This is a genomic window from Nostoc sp. ChiQUE01b (assembly GCF_034531255.1).
GTDB lineage: Bacteria > Cyanobacteriota > Cyanobacteriia > Cyanobacteriales > Nostocaceae > Nostoc.
In genome coordinates this window covers 123,840-142,201 of record NZ_JAVRBM010000009.1, presented here as the reverse complement: position 1 = coordinate 142,201, position 18,362 = coordinate 123,840, and the positions used below count along the sequence as shown (strand labels likewise).

General features: G+C 41.0%; 15 protein-coding genes. 10 read left to right on the top strand and 5 right to left on the bottom strand.

From position 1 onward, the window contains the following. Positions 1–270: 270 nt before the first annotated feature. Both RMY63_RS09020 and RMY63_RS09015 read left to right on the top strand, forming a co-directional pair. Positions 271–2,628 (top strand): CHASE2 domain-containing protein, encoded by a 2,358-nt coding sequence (locus RMY63_RS09020; protein ID WP_322728381.1) that lies wholly within the window; start codon positions 271–273, stop codon positions 2,626–2,628. 185 nt (positions 2,629–2,813) lie between these two features. Next, on the top strand, positions 2,814–3,677 hold the full coding sequence (locus RMY63_RS09015) for a DUF928 domain-containing protein (protein WP_322728380.1): 864 nt from the start codon (positions 2,814–2,816) through the stop codon (positions 3,675–3,677). A 340-nt stretch (positions 3,678–4,017) separates the two neighbouring features. Here RMY63_RS09015 and RMY63_RS09010 read toward each other — a convergent pair whose 3' ends face one another. From RMY63_RS09010 to RMY63_RS09000, 3 genes are all read right to left on the bottom strand, one after another. Next, positions 4,018–7,956 (bottom strand): calcium-binding protein, encoded by a 3,939-nt coding sequence (locus RMY63_RS09010; RefSeq protein ID WP_322728379.1) that lies wholly within the window; start codon positions 7,954–7,956, stop codon positions 4,018–4,020. Positions 7,957–8,494: 538 nt separating this feature from the next. Beyond that, positions 8,495–8,743 carry a hypothetical protein gene (locus tag RMY63_RS09005; protein WP_322728378.1) on the bottom strand — a complete coding sequence of 83 codons (249 nt, stop codon included), beginning with the start codon at positions 8,741–8,743 and terminating at the stop codon, positions 8,495–8,497. A gap of 66 nt (positions 8,744–8,809) precedes the next feature. After that, a complete protein-coding gene (locus tag RMY63_RS09000) occupies positions 8,810–9,265 on the bottom strand; it encodes a DUF2141 domain-containing protein (protein ID WP_322728377.1) in 456 nt (151 codons plus the stop codon). A gap of 740 nt (positions 9,266–10,005) precedes the next feature. Between RMY63_RS09000 and RMY63_RS08995 the strand changes: the two genes are divergently transcribed. The 6 genes from RMY63_RS08995 (at position 10,006) to RMY63_RS08970 (ending at position 15,754) form a co-directional block, all read left to right on the top strand. Next, the gene (locus RMY63_RS08995; protein WP_322728376.1) at positions 10,006–10,491 is read left to right on the top strand and encodes a glutathione peroxidase; all 486 of its coding nucleotides are present in this window, start codon (positions 10,006–10,008) and stop codon (positions 10,489–10,491) included. 132 nt (positions 10,492–10,623) lie between these two features. Continuing rightward, positions 10,624–11,448 carry an SDR family oxidoreductase gene (locus RMY63_RS08990; RefSeq protein WP_322728375.1) on the top strand — a complete coding sequence of 275 codons (825 nt, stop codon included), beginning with the start codon at positions 10,624–10,626 and terminating at the stop codon, positions 11,446–11,448. Between the two features lie 22 nt (positions 11,449–11,470). Beyond that, the gene (locus RMY63_RS08985) at positions 11,471–12,400 is read left to right on the top strand and encodes an alpha/beta hydrolase (protein ID WP_322728374.1); all 930 of its coding nucleotides are present in this window, start codon (positions 11,471–11,473) and stop codon (positions 12,398–12,400) included. Between the two features lie 77 nt (positions 12,401–12,477). Then, positions 12,478–13,212 carry a glutathione peroxidase gene (locus RMY63_RS08980; RefSeq protein ID WP_322728373.1) on the top strand — a complete coding sequence of 245 codons (735 nt, stop codon included), beginning with the start codon at positions 12,478–12,480 and terminating at the stop codon, positions 13,210–13,212. 496 nt (positions 13,213–13,708) lie between these two features. Next, entirely contained in the window at positions 13,709–14,950 is a 1,242-nt protein-coding gene (locus RMY63_RS08975; protein ID WP_322728372.1) for a hypothetical protein, read from the top strand. 36 nt (positions 14,951–14,986) lie between these two features. Then, positions 14,987–15,754 carry a phosphatase PAP2 family protein gene (locus RMY63_RS08970; protein WP_322728399.1) on the top strand — a complete coding sequence of 256 codons (768 nt, stop codon included), beginning with the start codon at positions 14,987–14,989 and terminating at the stop codon, positions 15,752–15,754. Positions 15,755–15,886: 132 nt separating this feature from the next. Here the strand turns inward: RMY63_RS08970 and RMY63_RS08965 are convergent, their stop codons facing one another. Continuing rightward, the gene (locus tag RMY63_RS08965; protein WP_322728371.1) at positions 15,887–16,432 is read right to left on the bottom strand and encodes a hypothetical protein; all 546 of its coding nucleotides are present in this window, start codon (positions 16,430–16,432) and stop codon (positions 15,887–15,889) included. Continuing rightward, a complete protein-coding gene (locus RMY63_RS08960) occupies positions 16,429–16,554 on the bottom strand; it encodes a hypothetical protein (protein ID WP_322728370.1) in 126 nt (41 codons plus the stop codon). The genes RMY63_RS08965 and RMY63_RS08960 overlap by 4 nt, the downstream gene beginning before the upstream one ends. A 196-nt stretch (positions 16,555–16,750) precedes the next feature. Between RMY63_RS08960 and RMY63_RS41730 the strand changes: the two genes are divergently transcribed. Beyond that, positions 16,751–16,936 carry a hypothetical protein gene (locus tag RMY63_RS41730; RefSeq protein WP_416212495.1) on the top strand — a complete coding sequence of 62 codons (186 nt, stop codon included), beginning with the start codon at positions 16,751–16,753 and terminating at the stop codon, positions 16,934–16,936. A 135-nt stretch (positions 16,937–17,071) separates the two neighbouring features. Next, positions 17,072–18,362: filamentous hemagglutinin N-terminal domain-containing protein (locus tag RMY63_RS08950; protein WP_322728368.1), on the top strand; the 1,291-nt coding region annotated here is incomplete at its 3' end.

Sequence of the window (18,362 nt, the reverse complement as noted above, 5' to 3'; positions counted from 1 at the left end):
CATTATTGTCAACTTAACGTAAAAACCAGTCTAGACATAGCTTTGAGAGATTGTCTCGTTGTCTCGTTCCCAGTCTGAGACTGGGAATGCCCCTCATTGAGGCTCCGCCTCCCGAACTCGCGGCAGAGCCGCCAAGAGTAGCATTTCCAGCAAGAGGCTGAAAACGAGGTTTGAAAAGGGTTTCGGCTTAAATTGACCCCAATGGGCAGTGCCCAGCCCCTACGGGTGCACCTCACATAGATACAACTCAACATCTAGGGAGAACTAGCTGTGGACAAGTTAATCATCTTAAACTTAGGGGAGGGAAACTTTGAACAAGGGTTTACCGTGACTCTACAGATTGGCGATGAAAATGTCCGCCCGACTGTGGAAATCACAGGCGAACTTCCCCCCAACCCAGAAATTCTCCGCGATTATCACCGTTGGCAATCTATTTATCGTAATTTAAAGTTGCCATCTCGTCCGATTGGTTTACCAAAAGAACTTAACCAAGTCCCCAGCCTAGAATACTGCCAGCAAGTGAGTCAGGAATTTAAAGTAAGTTTTAATACTTGGCTTGCTTCCGATTCCTTTCGTTTCATCCGTGAGAAATTGTTAGAAAAACTCATGCTTGCGGATAATATTCGGATGCTTTTACAAACCAAAGACCTGCGATTACAGAAATTCCCCTGGCATCTTTGGGATTTGCTAGAACGCTATCCCCAAGCGGAAATAGCCCTGAGCGCTCCTGCCTACGAACAAGTCAATCTTAACCGCATAGCAACTACATACGACAAAGTAAAAATCTTAGCAATTTTGGGTAACAGTCAAGGTATTGATACCAAAGCAGACCAGGCGCTACTTAATTTGTTACCCAATACAGACATCACTTTTTTAGTTGAACCACAATGTCTTGACCTTACTGACCAGCTATGGGAGCAGAATTGGCAGATTCTATTTTTCGCCGGACATAGTTCCACTCAAGAAACAAATCAAACAGGAAAAATCTACATCAATCAAACAGAAAGTCTAACAATTAGCCAGTTAAAGTATGCCTTGAAAAAGGCAGTAGAACGAGGTCTACAACTAGCGATTTTCAATTCCTGTGATGGCTTGGGATTGGCATGGGAGTTTGCAGATTTACATATTCCTCAAATTATCGTGATGCGAGAGCCTGTACCCGATCGCGTCGCGCAGCAATTTTTAAAGTATTTTTTGTCAGCCTTCGCGCAGGGAGGCTCGTTGTATTTAGCTGTAAGGGAAGCACGAGAAAGGTTACAGGGATTAGAAAACCAATTTCCCTGCGCAACATGGTTGCCTGTGATCTTTCAAAATCCGGCTGAGATGCCGTTGAATTGGGGGAAATTGTTTAGAAATACACACAATCTTCCTGCATCTTTGTCTAAAACCACGCCTATTAAAGGAACCACAAGTCGGCTTGGCTTATCATTGATCTTACTGACGAGCATGGTAGTAACTGGAATATTAATTGGGATACGGTATTTGGGCTTGCTGCAACCATTAGAGTTAAGTGCATTTGACCAACTGGTACGCTTGCGTCCTCCTGAAAAACCAGACTCACGCCTACTGATTGTGACTGTGACAGAAGAAGATGTGCAGGCGCAAAAACCGGAGAAACCTCAAGGTTCCTTGTCAGATAAATCACTTGCCCAACTGTTAGAAAAATTAGAGGCATATCAACCACAAGTTATTGGTTTGGATATATACCGAGATTATCCAGTGGCTAAGGATTATCCAGCATTGGCAGAAAGGATGCGAAAAAGCGATCGCTTTGTGGGGGTGTGTCAACTCAGCGATTCCCAAACTGGAAAACCAGGTGTGAAACCACCCCCAGAACTTTCTTCACAGAATCTCGGTTTTAGCGATATTGCCATAGATTCAGATAATGTCGTGCGTCGCCATCTGTTAGCATTAACTCCTTCGCCCTCATCTCCTTGTACTGCACCCTATGCCCTAAGTGTTCAACTGGCGCTGCGTTACCTGTACACCAAGGGAATTCGGTTACAATTTACCCCTGATGGCGCGTGGCAATTAGGGAAGGCAACATTTAAACCAATAGAAGCTCATACCGGAGGTTATCAAGGAGTTGATGCTTTTGGACACCAAATTTTATTAAATTATCGTTCCTCTGGTTCCCCAGAAGCGATCGCACCAAGTATGACCTTACAACAAGTGCTAACGGGTAAGCTAAATGCCAATGCAGTCAAAGATAAAATAGTCATTATTGGCACAACAGCAGAAACTTTTCGTGATTACTGGTTAACTCCCTACATCACTCCTCAAGGGAAATTACAGCCAATACCAGGAGTATTTTTACAAGGTCAGAAGGTCAGTCAACTGCTTAGGGCTGCTTTGGATGGACAACCTCTGTTGTGGACTTGGCCACTTTGGGGTGAGGTAGTTTGGGTTTGGAGTTGGTCTTTTTTAGGCGGTTTGTTTACTGCTTATCTGCACCGATTCATTTACCTAAGCTTGGCAGGAGGAATAGCCATTATCAGTTTATACGTTAGCTGTTTTATATTTTTAATTGTATATAGTTGTTGGGTTCCCCTGATTCCTGCTATGTTGGCTTTAGTAGGTAATAGTTTAATAGCTACAACTTACTTAAACAGAAAATTTAAAAATTAATAATAACGCCAATTTGAAGCATGAAAATCGCTGTTCAGCAGACAGTACAGTATAGCAACCTTCTCGGCAGTTAGGACATTGGTGATTGCTCAAAACCCTAAAATTACTGGGTTTTTACTCAGCACGGGCTAAACGCCCCGCTTCCGCTAACAGCACTCAGCACTTTGCTATAGTTAGGAGATTTTATGAAAAGCTATTGCCAAAAAATACAATTAATTGCGGCATTGGGAATAACTTGGTTGGGAATTATTGGCTATTCTCCAATGATTTCGATGACACCAGCTGCGGCCATTCCGAAGAAATTTTCGCCTCCTCCACCTCCTCCAGACAGGGGTGCAGCAGTCGGTCGCGGAGGGGCTGCAAGTCGCGTTTTTTCGCCTCCTCCGCCTCCTCCAGACAGGGGTGCAGCAGGCGATCGCGGCGGAGCTGCAAGTCGTGGTTGTGGTGTTAGTAATCAGTCTGTTATTGCACTTGTACCTATATACGAAGAGAGACTCAAACAAGGACAAACAGAAGCTATTTCTGTTACTAAAGTTTGGGGCTTGACGAATGAGGAATATCCAACTTTTTGGTTTTTTGTCCCCTATAAAAAATCTACAATTGATTCCATTGAATTTGTTCTCAAAGATGAGTCAAATAAACCAAGTCAAACTCTTTACCGAACAATAGTAACAATACCAGAAGTACCAGGAATTATTAGCATTCCCTTAAGGGCAAATACTCCCCCATTGCAAGAAAACAAGATGTATCACTGGTTTTTCAAGATCAAAGTCATTTGCAATCCACAACAACCCGTAGAACAGGAGTATGTAGAAGGATGGGTGCAACGGGCCAATCTAAATCCTAAATTAGTAGATAGCTTGAAGCAAGCAACTCCTCAGCAACGGGTAAACCTTTATGCCCAGAATGGTATTTGGTACGATGCCTTGACTACTTTGGCTGAATTACGTCTTAGCAAACCTGAAGATTCAACTCTAGCGGTGGAGTGGATGAATTTGCTTAAATCTGTAGATTTAGAGAATTTAGCTAAACAACCTCTGATAAAATAGACTTCTTGCATAGAACCCCACCCCGCCTTTGACTTACGTCAAATTCTCCCCTAAGAGCAAGCGGCTATCCATTACCCGGATCTTTCTCAACATTTGTGAGAGTATTCACTCACGTTTTTTCTAACCTTTATGATTTCGTCGTTAATTCTCAATAAAAACATAGTTTTATCGAGAATAATAAGGGTACATAAGTCATAGATGCCTAAGACATCAGTATCCAAGATGGTTATAAAACCAGGGTTTCCAGATTGTTAAGAAAGATGTGACTAATGCATAGCCGCAAGCGGGGAGGGGTTGGGGGTTCACAGGGGTAGAGCTCTCAAAGAGCGCTAGTTTAAGATTAAACAACTACAAAGTTGTTTTCAGTTAGTGTCACACTACCCAAAAATTGTGCAAATTTTACTTGAGTAAATTCACTTGCACTGCCATCGGCGTCAAAATATAGTGCACCCGTAATATTGTCATAGATAAATCGTTGATCGCTTGTGGTTGCAGATATTCCAATTGTAAACTGATTAGCGAAAAGTGAACCTATTGAGAACCTTGGAGATGTTTCGATTATAAACCGACTACCGTATGATAATGATAACGATGACTGCGATAACTCGTTCTCAAAACCAGCAGCCGATATCTGAATTAGGTCATCGGTGGCGTTGAAGTCATAAATAGTATCAACACCTTCATTGTAACTATTGAAAACAAACGTATCAGTACCACCTCCTCCATAGAGGCTATCACTACCCTTGCTACCTGTGAGTATATCATTGCCATCATCCCCAGAGAGTAGGTTAGTGCCGCCTACCAAGTAAGCACCAGCACTCAAGCTATCATTACCTGCACCGCCAATAATCGTATCATTGCCACCATTGCCAGAGAGCGTATCGTTGCCACGGTTCCCCATAATGTTGTCATCGAACTCTGTACCTGAGATATTTAATCGTTCGATATTCTTGTAGCTAACGCTATACGTGCCTGCGGTAGTTAATCCAGTAATTGATCCAACGTTAGTAGTAGCATTGAATGCCGTTGTGATCCCCGCTGCAACATAATAATGTTCGGAGAATAAAAATAAATCGTCACCCTTACCCCCATCTATCGTATCTTTGCCACGACTGCCCGTCGAGAGACTATCGTTACCATCGTTCCCCACAATAAAATCATCGAACTCTGTACCTAAGATATTTAATCGTTCGATATTCTTGTAGCTAACGCTATACCTGCCCGCCGTAATTGAGCCAATGTTAGTACTGGCATTGAATGTTGAAGTGATTCCCTCGGTAGGAAACCCAAACCTGTAATTGACAGACAACAAGTCGTCACCCTTACCGCCATCTATCGTATCTTTGCCACCATAGCCGGTAGAGAGCCTATCGTTGCCATCGTTCCCCACAATGTTGTCATCATACTGTGAATCTGAAATATTTAATCGTTCGATATTTTTGTAGCTAACACTATTAGTGCCCGCCGTAATTGAGCCAACGTTAGTACTGGCATTGAATGTCGTTGTGATCCCCCCTGTAGCATAATAGCTGTAATCGACGGACAACAAATCGTCACCCTTACCCCCATCTATCGTATCTTTGCCACCATTGCTCCCAGAGAGTGTATCGTTGCCATTGCTTCCCACAATGTTGTCATCGGACTGTAAACCTGAAAAATTGTACTGTGAACCTGAAATATTTAATCGTTCTATATTCTTGTAGCTAACACTATATGTGCCCATCGTAATTGAGCCAATGTTAGTAGTGGCATTGAATGTTGTCGTGATTCCTGCGGTAGGATTGCCAAAATTGACGGACAACACATCGTTACCCTTACCCCCATCTACCGTTTGTGTCACCAAATCAGAATTAGAGGGGTCATTATATTCGGATAAGAAGCTTAGATAGAAGGCATCATTACCATCGCCGCCAGAGAGCAGATTATCGCCTGTCGAACCGCTAGCATCTAAGGTATCATCACCAGCGCCACCGTTAAGGGTGTTATTGCCAGACGAGCGATAGTCGTTGTAGAAGTCGCCACCTCGATTCTGGTCGCCAGAGATGTTAAGAAAATCATTGCCATCGCCCCCAAAAAGCAGATTATCGCCTCTTGAACCGCTAGCACCCAAGGTATCATCACCAGCACCACCATTGAGGGTATTATTGCCAGACGCGACAGAGTTAGTGGAGGTGTAGTAGTACTGACCGGAACTTCCAGACTCATAGCCAGAGATGTCAAGAGAATCATTACCATCGCCCCCAGAAAGCAGGTTATTGCCCTTTGAACCCCTAGCACTCAAGGTATCGTTACCTGCACCACCGTTGAGGGTATTATTTCCTAACCAGAGAAGGTCGTATGGACCGTAGTACAAGGGGCCGGAGTTGTACTGATAGCCAGAGGCAAAGAGAAAATCATTGCCATTGCCCCCAGAGAGCAAATTATCGCCTAGTAAATAGTCAGCATTCAAGGTATCATTACCAGCACCACCGTTGAGAGTATTATTGCCTGCACCACCCCTCAAAAGGTCGTTGCCACTTTTGCCATCAATGATGTCATCGCCCCCTTGACCATTAATCACATCATCTGAGTTGTCAAAGCCGTTAACATTATTGTCGAGGTCATTAAGAAAGGTGACAGTGTTTTTGTTGAAGATAGTGTTTTGGGTGGAGTTGGCATTGAAGACATCAAAGCTGTCTGTGATGGTAGTTTGCCCATAAAACAAAATATTGCCCAAGTCTAGAGTGGCTCCTGTAGATAAGCTTAGGTTATCTAAGTTTTCCAGGGCAAAGTTTTCCAGGATGAGTTTGCGACTACCAAACACTCCAGAAAAGGTGATTTCCAGATTGTTGCCATTCTGAGTCAACAGCAGATTTTTGGCCGTCAAGCCTGCATCTTGAAATGTTAGGGTGTCCACTTCGGCAATGACTGCTGCTGTCGGGTTTGTACCTTTACCTACGGCACCGAAATCAGCAATCTTACTATTGTTGTAGAGGAAAGAGTTGTAAACAAATTTATCCTTGCCACCGCCACCTGTGAAGATATTTTTGCCATTGCCATCTATGAGGACATCATCGCCATTACCACCGTTGAGGGTATTATTACCAAAGGCGTCAGAAACGGAAAGAGAATCATTGCCATCGCCCCCAGAGAGCAGGTTATCGATTGGTAAATTGCTAGCACTTAAGGTATCGTCACCAGCACCACCGTTAAGGGTATTTTTGTCATACAAGTCTTTTTTTCGGTAGGAGTAGTACAGCAGTTCGGTAGAAGAGTTAGAGACGGAGAGAAAATCATTGCCATCGCCCCCATTCAATAGCTTATTGCCTGATGAATCGCTACCACTTAAGGTATCGTCACCAGCACTACCAATGAGAGTATCATTTCCTGCTACACCACCCCTCAAAACGTCATTGCCACCTTTACCGTCAATGAGGTCATCACCCCCTTGACCATTAATCACATCATCTGAGTTGTCAAAGCCGTTAACATTATTGTCGAGGTCGTTAAGGAAGGTGACTGTGTTCTTGTTAAAGATAGTGCTTTGGGTAGAGTCGGCATTGAAGACATCAAAGCTGTCTGTGATAGTAGTTTGCCCATCAAACAGAATATTGCCAACCTCGGCTAAATTGTCTAGGTTTTCCAAGGCAAAGTTCTGCAAGAACACTTTGGCACGACCTTTCCCTTCAAAGGTGATTTCTAAATCGTTACCATTTTGAGTTAATAGCAAATTTCTGGCAGTGAATTGCTCAGCTCCTGTAAATTGCAAGGTATCCACTTCGGCAATTACCACCGCTGATGGGTTTGAGTTTTTACCAATGCCACTGAAATCAGTGATGGTAATGATACCAGAAGCGCCCTTACCGCCAGCGTAAACAAATTTATCCTTGCCGCCGCCACCAGTTGTCAAGTCATTAACATAATCAATTACCTTATTATAATAAAAGGTGTCATTCCCATTGCCACCGTTAAGGGTGTTATTACCATAGAAGATATAGGAGTTAGAGGTTGAGAGAATATCGTTAGAGGTCAAGAAAGTATCATTGCCATCGCCTCCAAAAAGCAAGTTATTGCCTGATGAATGTTCAGCATTCAATGTATCATCACCAGTGCCACCGTTGAGAGTAGTATTGCCTGATGAATAGTCAACATTCAAGTAATCGTTACCAGCATCACCGTTGAGGATGTCGTAGCTTCTCTTACCATATAGTTTATCGTCACCTGCTAAACCATTAATCAGGTCATCACTCGTTGTCCCATAGAGAGTATCATTACCGTTAGTGCCATTGATATTTGCCATAACTTTCTACCTATCTAAATCTATTTTTTCAGTAACTTTCAGTTCTCAACCTGCGGTTTGTACATTTTTAGGGCACAAAGAATTTGGCGAAATTTGACGTTTTCGGCATACTTTCATGTCACTCTTGAAGAAAAGTAATATTTCTCTAATATTCACCCTATTCCAAGGCTTTTACGTTGCAATTATCCAACTATTCTCCTAACTATCTAAGTCTTAAGCACTGTACAAATTAATGAGTGTACGTATTCGGAATCGGTTATTTGAGGCTTTTTTGATCGTCTTTGATTCAATAGAAATCACTGAACAATCATCAAAAAATATGACAATTAAATGCCTAAAATTCGCCCTTTATACTTGGTTTTTTGCCAGCGCCTAAATCCTACTATAAGAGAAAATAGTCAACAATTGACTCTCAATTGAGAAAAGGATTTTGATGCCCTCCTTGTGGGTTATTCGTGGATGTCTAGCTTGAAAATAGAGAACATCTCAAAAGCCTCAAAATAACTACATAATCAGCATCTTAGTTAGATGTCTATGCTTAAATACTCATCTTTGCATATTCTTCACATTGTTGGCTGATAAATGTATACATAAATACTAAGCTTTGTGTATTATTCATATTTTTCTCGTGTCTAGGCAGTAAGAAAGCAGAAACCAGTAGGCAAATGTTTGAAGGAGTGATATACAATACATCTTTTTTTTTGAAGGCTGCGATCGCACCAATTAGCTTATTCTGGTCAACTGTGGTACTTGCCTGGGTACCATTCTCTGCAACCTTGAGAGTCAAGTCAGTTTACCTTTGCAAGAAGGAGAGCCTATAGGGCGGCAAAAACAAGGGCGATCGCTTGTCCTTTTAAAAATATTTCAACTGGATTTGGATATTGGTATCTGGCCCTGCTACTAAAAATACTGCTTCGCTAAATTTGGGCGCTCTTGTGCGAATTTCTGGGTTGCTGGAAAATCCAAAACCTTCGCTTGGTATACCAAAAATATTGCTATTGAGAGTGCGGTCATTATTTTGATCGTGGAAGACAGCAACGGCGTAACTACCTGCTTTCAAGTTATCAAAGGTAATTGGTAAAGGATTTTCAGTAATCTTGGTACACTGCTTTTGTAAGACGCGATCGCGATCGCTAGGAAATCCTTTACTGCTAGCAAATATACTGGCACAGACTTGTCCTTCTTTATTCTTCAAGCCATCAATTTCCACGGTGAGTTTGCCGTTAAAATTTGCCTTGGCACTAAATGACCATGCCAAATTTCCCATCACTGCCAATAGCAGCATACTAACTCTTAAGCCTTTAAGCATAAAATTTTCACAAGGTAATATACTTAGCAAAATCAAATACTTTAATTAAGCTAACAAATTCAGTTTTTAGTCAACACTTTTAGTAAATAATCATCTCATTCTCCGTATCAGTTATTTATTTTTCTGGAAACACACTTTTTCTAATATTAAAAACTCTGACTAAATCAAAACATAAACATTCCTTCACAGAAATTATGAGACTAGTGCCGCAAGGCGGAAGTCAACCCCTTCTGGTGCGTCCGCTACGCGTAGCTTGCTTAAGAGCAGGGGTACGGGAAATTCAAAATTCAAAATTAATAATCCCCATAAATAAATTTAGGGGCTTATATCCTTCTGTTCTTCGGTCAAAAGTCAAACAGGTATACATCATAAGCGTTTATTGATTTGGAATAGGTGGTTTATTTACGCGCCCGTTGTACTAGTTCCTGATTTCACTTTGGTAAATTTATGCCTAACGGATAAATTTGACTGATTGTCTATTTACTCAAACCCAAAAAACTGTATCATAAAACACATTTTTTGGGTTTTTGTGATCAAATATAACTACGCAGATTTCCCACGCTTATCTTAAGATAGCGGCTTGGCCGAGCTATTTATACAAGATACAGCGTTTTGCAACTACATGACTCACATAGAATTGTTACAACAAGGCTAACAAACCTAATTTCCTTAAAGAAACCGGATTTAGAGTACCTGTAATATGGGAGACTTGGCAATATTCCCTATAAATCAGATTTAAGATGAGTAACACAATTTCGGATATTGCAGTCAAGACCATCAACGGTGAAGATAAGCAATTAAACAACTACACCAAAAAGGCACTTTTAATTGTAAATGTGGCTTCCTTCTGCGGTTATACTTCTCAATACGAGGGGTTAGAAAAGTTGAACCAAAAGTATGAAGAAGCAGATTTACGTATTTTAGAGTTCCCTTGTAATGATTTTGGAGTGCAGGAACCAGGAAGCAATGAAGAAATTGTGCAATTCTGCACGAGTAAATATGGTGTTACCTTTGAACTATTCAATAAACTTCATGCCAAAGGCTCACAGCAGCATCCACTTTATGAGCGACTTACTAAAGCCGTTGAGCCAAGGGGGAATCTCGCTTGGAACTTAGAAAAATTTTTAGTTAATAAGCAAGGTGAAGTGGTAGCTCGATTTAATAGTAGTGTCCAGCCAAATTCACCAGAGATAATTGCCACAATTGAGAAAGAATTAGCAAAATAGTCATGATATAAAAATTTCTGTACTATTAATTATTGACTATTAGCTCTGGACTGTTAAAATTATTGACTTCCAGACAATTAATTGAGAATCTCCTCTCAACGAGTAGTTTAATTTATTTGTGTCTAATTTGTCATGAACGTTGCAATCATTGGTTGTGGTTATGTTGGTTATAAAGTTGCTCAATATTGGCAGCAAGATATGAATTTTGTTGTCAGTGTAACCACGACTTCGCCTGAGCGTGTCTCTACCCTACAATCAGTATCTCAAAGAGTTGTAGTTACTTGTGGTAATGACATAGATAGTCTAAAATCAGTTTTGCACAATCAAGATGTTGTACTTCTGAGTGTTGGGGCAAAAAGTGGAGAAGTTTATGAAGAAACTTATCTACAAACTGCCCAAACTTTAGTTTCGTCCTTACAACAGATTAAGAGTGTAAAACAAATAATATACACAGGTAGTTATACAGTATATGGTGACAGGAATGGTGTATGGGTAGATGAAGAAACACCGCTTGCACCTGCTAATTTAAATGCCCAAATTCTCCGCAAAACAGAAGATGTTTTGCTATCAGCATCTAACGAAAATCTCCGTGTTTGTATTTTCCGCTTAGGAGGGATTTATGGAACTGGTAGAGAACTGTTGAAAATATTTCGTAGATATTCTGCTACAACCCGTCCAGGCAATGGGGAAGATATCACAAATTGGGTTCATCTAGATGATATTGTTGGTGCGATAGAATTCGCTCGTCACCGTCGTTTGCAAGGAATTTACAATCTGGTAGATGATGCACATCTCACCAGCCGAGACTTGCTAGATAGCTTATTTGAAAAACATAATTTACCCAAGGTCAAATGGGATACATCTATTAAGAGTACTCGCCCATATAATGCTTGGGTATCGAATGAAAAGCTCAAAGAAGCTGGCTACGAGCTGATTCATCCACAGATAATTTTTTAGCAAGTATTAAAAACTAGGAATTATGCAACCATCTGCTGTAGCTAACACAACAAATTTGACAGCATCTCCTAACCAGTTTTACAGTTGGCAGAATTATCGTTGCGCCTACGAAGTTCATCAACCAATCAATACAACGTCTGAGGGCGTTCCCTTACTATTAATTCATCCGATTGGCGTGGGATTGTCGCGGCGATTTTGGCAGCGATTTTGTCGTCAGTGGTATAGTACAGGTCAGCGTAATTCAATTTACAACCCTGATTTACTAGGATGTGGTGAAAGTGATATGCCCCGTATAGCTTACACTCCTAGTGATTGGGCAGAACAGTTGCAGTCCTTTTTACAAACAGTAGTCCAAAAACCTGTTATTGTTGTAGTGCAAGGCGCTTTATTGCCAGTTGCGATCCAATTAGTCCAAAAGGAATCAAATTTAATTGCCGGACTAGTACTTTCTGGGCCGCCAGCGTGGGCTTTGATGACAAATAAACCACCAGAATGGCAGGGAAAATTCCTTTGGAATGTGCTAGATTTGCCTTTTGGCAGTGCTTTTTATCGCTATGCACGCACCCCAAAATTTTTACGTTCTTTCTCGATTCGTCAACTCTTTGCTTCTGAAAATGCTGTGGATGCAGAGTGGTTAAATACATTGCTTGCAGGTGCAGAAAATCCTGCTAGCCGCCACGCAGTATTTTCTTTTTTAGCAGGGTTTTGGCGAGATGATTATACTAGTTTTATCGCCTCGATTCAGCAACCAACATTAACGGTTATGGGGGAAACTGCATCGAGTATTAGCCAAGACAAGAAAAAAGAAACGCCAGATGAACGCTTGGCTCACTACCTTGCTTGTTTGCCTAAAAGTCGAGGTATAAAAATAAATGGGCGTAATGTTCTACCTTATGAATCAACCACTGAATTTGTAACAGCGATCGCTCCATTTATGAATGAAGTTTCTTAGCCGATTGATAGTTACATTGTACCAGTTCTCCCATGATAAGTTATGACTGGAATTGATTACTAAAGACAAGCAAAATTATGTTACCCAATCATCGAGGACAAAGAGTACCCAATGTCACTTTTCATACTCGCAATAACAACGAGTGGGTGGATGTGACAACCGACCAGCTATTTGCTAATAAGACAGTAGTTGTCTTCTCTTTACCGGGTGCTTATACTCCGACTTGTTCATCTACTCATCTCCCTGGCTACAACGAATTAGCTCCGGTTTTCAAAGCAAATGGTGTCGATGACATTATCTGTATTTCTGTTAATGATGCCTTTGTGATGAATGAATGGGCAAAGGATCAAGAGGTAGAAAATATTACACTACTTCCTGATGGTAATGGCGAATTTACTGAAGGTATGGGTCTGTTGGTAGATAAATCAGACTTGGGGTTTGGGAAGCGATCGTGGCGCTATTCTATGCTGGTGAGAGATGGTGTAATTAACCAGATGTTCATTGAACCAGAGGAGCCAGGAGATCCCTTTAAGGTGTCGGATGCTGAGACAATGCTCAGATATATCAATCCTCAAGCAGTTAAGCCCGAAGTAGTTTCCCTGTTTGCGAAAGTCGGTTGTCCTTTCTGTGCCCGTGCTAAGGCAATGCTCAAGGAACATGGCATCAACTACGAAGAAATTACCTTGGGCAAGGATATCACCACACGGTCGTTAAAAGCAGTTGCAGGTGCGACAACAGTTCCCCAAGTATTTATCGATGGTAAATTAATTGGTGGTTCTGAGGCATTAGAAGCCTACTTCGCTGCTAAATAGGGTTGCAATACTGCGTAGGTTTTGTCTAAAAAATAGAAATGTGTAGGTTGGGTTGAGGAACGAAACCCAACATTTGATGGGGTTTGTTCCTCAACCCAATCTACGAATATTCTTAACCAAGCGGTATTGAGTTAGGGTACACAGTAGACTTCTTGCATAAATCCAAAATAAGAATCCCACCCCGCCTTTGACTTACGTCAAAGTCTCCCCTAAGAGCCTGCTCTTAGGGGCTGGGGGTGGGGTTTAGGGGACTTTTGCAAGAGGTCTAGTCATCAATTGTCTCAACTTTAGGTGAAAATCATGATATTTTTGACCCCAGCCTGATTTGTGAGAATTGAAAGCCATAGATTCCCGACTTCGTAAAAGTTGTTGGAGATTTTGTTTTTCGTCAGCAGTTAATAAATCTTCAGATAGGTAGATGTATTTTTGTCCAGCTATTCACTAGCGATCGGATAAGATTGATTCGGATTGAATTTACATTTATTTAAAATACAATATGTTTGCCAGAATCCGCCGAATTTTGAGTCAATTTTTTAGTCAATCAAGGACAATCAACAACGAGCCACTGAATAAAGTCAGTTTGACTGTCATTATTATAATTGATATTTTTATCTTAATTAATGTTTTTACTGGACTTGATGATATTAGCAGATGGCATATCAGTCCGACTGAGGCTTATCCATGTTATTCAGAGTGGCAAAATTACCGGACAAAAACTACTACAGATAAAGACTATGAAATTGTTAGACTTTCATTGTCATCTTACACGAACAATCAATTTAGTTTTCGGCAAAACTATCAACAAGCCGAAGCAGGACATCTGGGTAAGGTTTCTCAAACGTGTTTGCAATATGCCGATTACAAAGATAAGATTAAGAATTCTGAAAAGCAGCAAATTATCAAAACTATCGATCAAAAACAAGCAAAAATTAGTAGGCTGGAACAAGCCAATAGCACTATTAAATCTGAGTATGACTCAACGTTATTAGAAAAAATTGCAGGTCAGAGCCGCGAACAATCAATTAATCAAGTCAGTGCAGAAAAAACTAAACAGGCATTAGAAGAAAATAATCGCCAAATTTCTACTCTTAAACAAGAAAATTTCACTCTTAAAAATGAACTACTTGCCAAACCGGAAAGCATTAGTTTTATAGCCTTTCTTAAAGATGACAATCGATTTAAAGAAGTAGATAAAGGCTATCAGCAGGCATCATTTTGGTATCCAAGTATTCAGCTTGGTTTTCAGTCTCTCTTTCTTTTACCACTGATTCTCATTGCCTTATCAGTTCACAAATTTGCCCAAAGAAGAGGATATGGACTTGTTTCGCTAATTAGCTGGCATTTGCTAGTTATCTTTTTTATCCCATTAATCGTTAAAATATTTGAATTTCTGCAAATAGGTGCAATATTTAAATTTTTATTTGATATAGTCAGCGCCATTTTTGGCGGTTTACTTTTCCTGATAAATTATATTTATATCTTGCTGATTCCAGTTATTGGTTTTGGAATCATCCAGTTTTTTCAAAAATTTGTCTTTAACGCTAAAGTCCAAGCAGCTAGCAGAGTTCAAAAATCACGCTGTATCAATTGTGCCAAGAAAATTCGACATCTTGATACTTACTGTCCACACTGCGGATATTATCAGTACATTGAATGCCAGAACTGTCATAATCTTACTTATAAACATTTGTCGTACTGTAAACATTGTGGAACTTCTCAAGTTTCCAATAATTTGTAATCAGTGAAGCCGTCGATCGGTTTTTTTAACTTAGATATGGAAAAAGAGAAACAAATCAATAAAGAGAGTCAGTCGCCGTTTGATTTTCTCAAAAACCTGCTGATTGCTCGTTGGCGATCGCTCTTACTCCTCCTGATCGGAGTATATTTACCTTTGCAGATATTTGAAATCCTGACAGTGAAGATATGGGAAAATCAAGCAGGTTTTCCGTGGGATGTACCGATTTTGTTAGCGGTTCATTCTATAACCAACCCACAGTTAGATGTTTTAGCTGTCACCCTAGCTACAATTGGGTTGCCTGGGATGGCGATGCTGATTTTGGGTGCGATCGCCCTGATGTTACTACTTCAAAAACGCTGGCGATCGCTAGCTTATTTACTTACCACCTCAGCAGGAAGCATCATCATCAACCGCACAGCAAAACAATTAATGCATCGAGTGCGTCCACAATTGTGGCAGTCCATTGCACCTGAGTCTAGTTTTGCATTTCCCAGTGCTCATGCCATGACTAGTATAACTCTGGTAGCAATTTTGCTATTTTTAACTTGGGCTAGCTCCTGGCGCTGGTTGGTTCTCATATTAGGCAGTTTATATATCATAGCTATTGCGTGGTGTCGTCTCTATCTGGGGGTTCATTTTCCCAGTGATATTCTCGCAGGTTGGATGGTTACATTAGGTTGGACAATTGGTGTCGGTCTAATTATCAAACCCTATACAACTATAGCCAAATCCTTAGATGGCGAACGTCCTAAAGATGAAACTACCTTACTACCAGAAGAAGTAAAGTCGATAAATGAGGAGTAATATCAGCCCTCACCCTAAATCCCTCTCCCAAGCTTGGAAGAGGGACTTTGAAATAGGCTTTCCTTCTTGCAAAATTGGGAGAAGGGGGTTGGGGGATGAGGGCAAATTTTGCATTTGTGCAAGATGATTAAATTAAGAACACCCCTCAACATATTCGACTTCCGGCAATTTACCCGCTCTGAACTCAGTGACAAGTTTACCATCAGTCTCGAAGATTAGACGATAGTTGCGATCGCTACGGTCTTTCGGGATGAAAGTTAGGTAATGTCCGTTTTGGACGTATTTATGAGGTGTGACTTGAATTTGTCCTGGATAAAGCGACTTGATTTGCGCTTCTGTGTCGCCAATTTTTGCACCTTTGAGGGTAGTAATCTGATTATTTTGCCTCACATCTACTCTAGAAATCCGACCTTTTGTCACCATGAACGAAAGATTTTTGGGTTCATTTTGTGGCTTAACATAATAGCAATTATTATTTGGTGGATCGCCCACTAGCTTAGTACCAGCAGCCTTTGCCGCTTCCGGGACAGTCATGCCAACTTGTACTCTGCCAATACCGTTAATAAACAGTTTTGACTGATTCGTTAGTTTCGCCTTTGCTACAACTGTACTAATAGCCAAAGAAGAAATTGTTAGTGTTACGGTGACAAAAGTCAAGAATTTAGTTTTGCTGTTCATAATTGGGTATTTTCCTCAGTTAAGTCGATAATTTCATCAAAGCAAAAGTTGCGGACTAAATTTGCCAATTTTTCTGCCAAAGCAGAATAGACATCTGGTGAAATGACGTAGGCACAATTCATGAATTGTGCCTACCAAAGATTTCGGGCAACGCAGAATTAATTTTCACTCCTATGTCTAATCGCTTTATACGTATTTAAACCAACAGCCTAGCGAGGGAACTTATACCGTGGATGTCCCGGCAGATCCACGTGTTGGTAGAACAGGGCTGTATTTACTTAAGCAGATGCGATCGCATCAACTTACAATGCCATTGTATTGACTGACAATGCCATTGTTTCGCCTGACAATTCGATTGTATTGGGTGACAATGCCATTGTATTGACTGACAATGCCATTGTTTCGCCTGACAATTCGATTGTATTGGGTGACAATGCGATTGCATCGACTGACAATGCGATCGCATCGACTAATGAATTATGTTGTATAAATTTATGTAAATAAATTAGCAAGTTTTGCGTAAAACTAACGCGATCGCAACAGAGAATTATCCAGAGGTGACTGCAACCACCGTAAACCCACATTAGTGGTGTGACATAACCAAAAGTTTAGCGATCGTTGTTTGCTTAGAGGGGTGCAATGTCTAAGATAAGTATTCGTTGGGGCTGGTTTATCGGAATTGCAATATGTGGTTCAAACATTTGCAGTACAAATTGCGTTTTTGCCCAAATTATCCCGGATGGCACTTTGCCCAAGAACTCTAGTGTCAAATTAGAAGGGAACAACAGCATCATTGAAGGAGGAACCCCAGCAGGTGGCAACTTGTTCCACAGCTTTCGGGAGTTTTCTGTCCCGATTAACGGCGTTGCTTTGTTTAATAATTCTGTAAATATTCAAAATATTATCAGTCGAGTAACAGGTGGGTCAGTTTCTCAGATTGATGGGTTAATTCGCGCTAATGGCACAGCTAATTTGTTTTTGATAAATCCTAACGGAATTATTTTTGGCCAAGGTGCGAGGCTGGATATTCGCGGTTCTTTTGTAGCGACTACAGCGTCGGCGATCGCATTTGGTAATCAAGGTTTTTTTAGTGCTACAAATCCAGAAAGTTCTTCATCCCTGCTGACGGTCAATCCTTCCGCTTTACTATTTAATCAAATCAAAACCGCATCTATCGAAAATAACTCAGTTGATTTGGGCGTACCAGATGGCAATAGTTTGCTGTTGGTAGGCGGTGATATCAAAATGGATGGTGGAAGATTGTTTGCTTTTGGTGGGCGAGTTGAGTTAGGTGGGTCTTCTGGTACGGGAACAGTTGGGTTGAATGGGGATGGTAATAATCTGAGCTTGAGTTTTCCGGATGGTGTAGAAAGAAGTGATGTTTTTCTGAGCAATGGCGCGAGAGTAAGAGTTACTGCTGGTGATGGTGGTAGTATCGCGGTTAATGCTCGGAATTTAGAGATGACAGGAGAGAGTAGACTGTTGGTAGGAATAGATAGTGAACTGGATTCTGATAATAGTAAGGCGGGAAATATTGAAGTTAATGCAACTGGAGCAATTAGTCTTGATAATAGGAGTCAAATTGCTAATCAGGTGCAATCAAAAGCAAACGGGCAAGGTGGCGATGTCAATATCAATGCTAATACCTTGCGAGTTTCGGGTGGGGCACAGGTGACTGCTGGTACAAGCAGTGCAGGCAAGGGGGGAAATTTAACCGTTAATGCCCAAGATGTGCAAATTATTGGTAGAAGCGCTGATAATCAGGTTGCCAGTACCTTGTCTGCTTCAGCAGGGTCAAATTCAACAGGGAATGTGGGTGATTTGAGCATTACAACTAATACCTTGGGAGTTTCGGGTGGGGCACAGGTGACTGCTAAGGGGGGAAATTTAACCGTTAATGCCCAAGATGTGCAAATTATTGGTAGAAGCG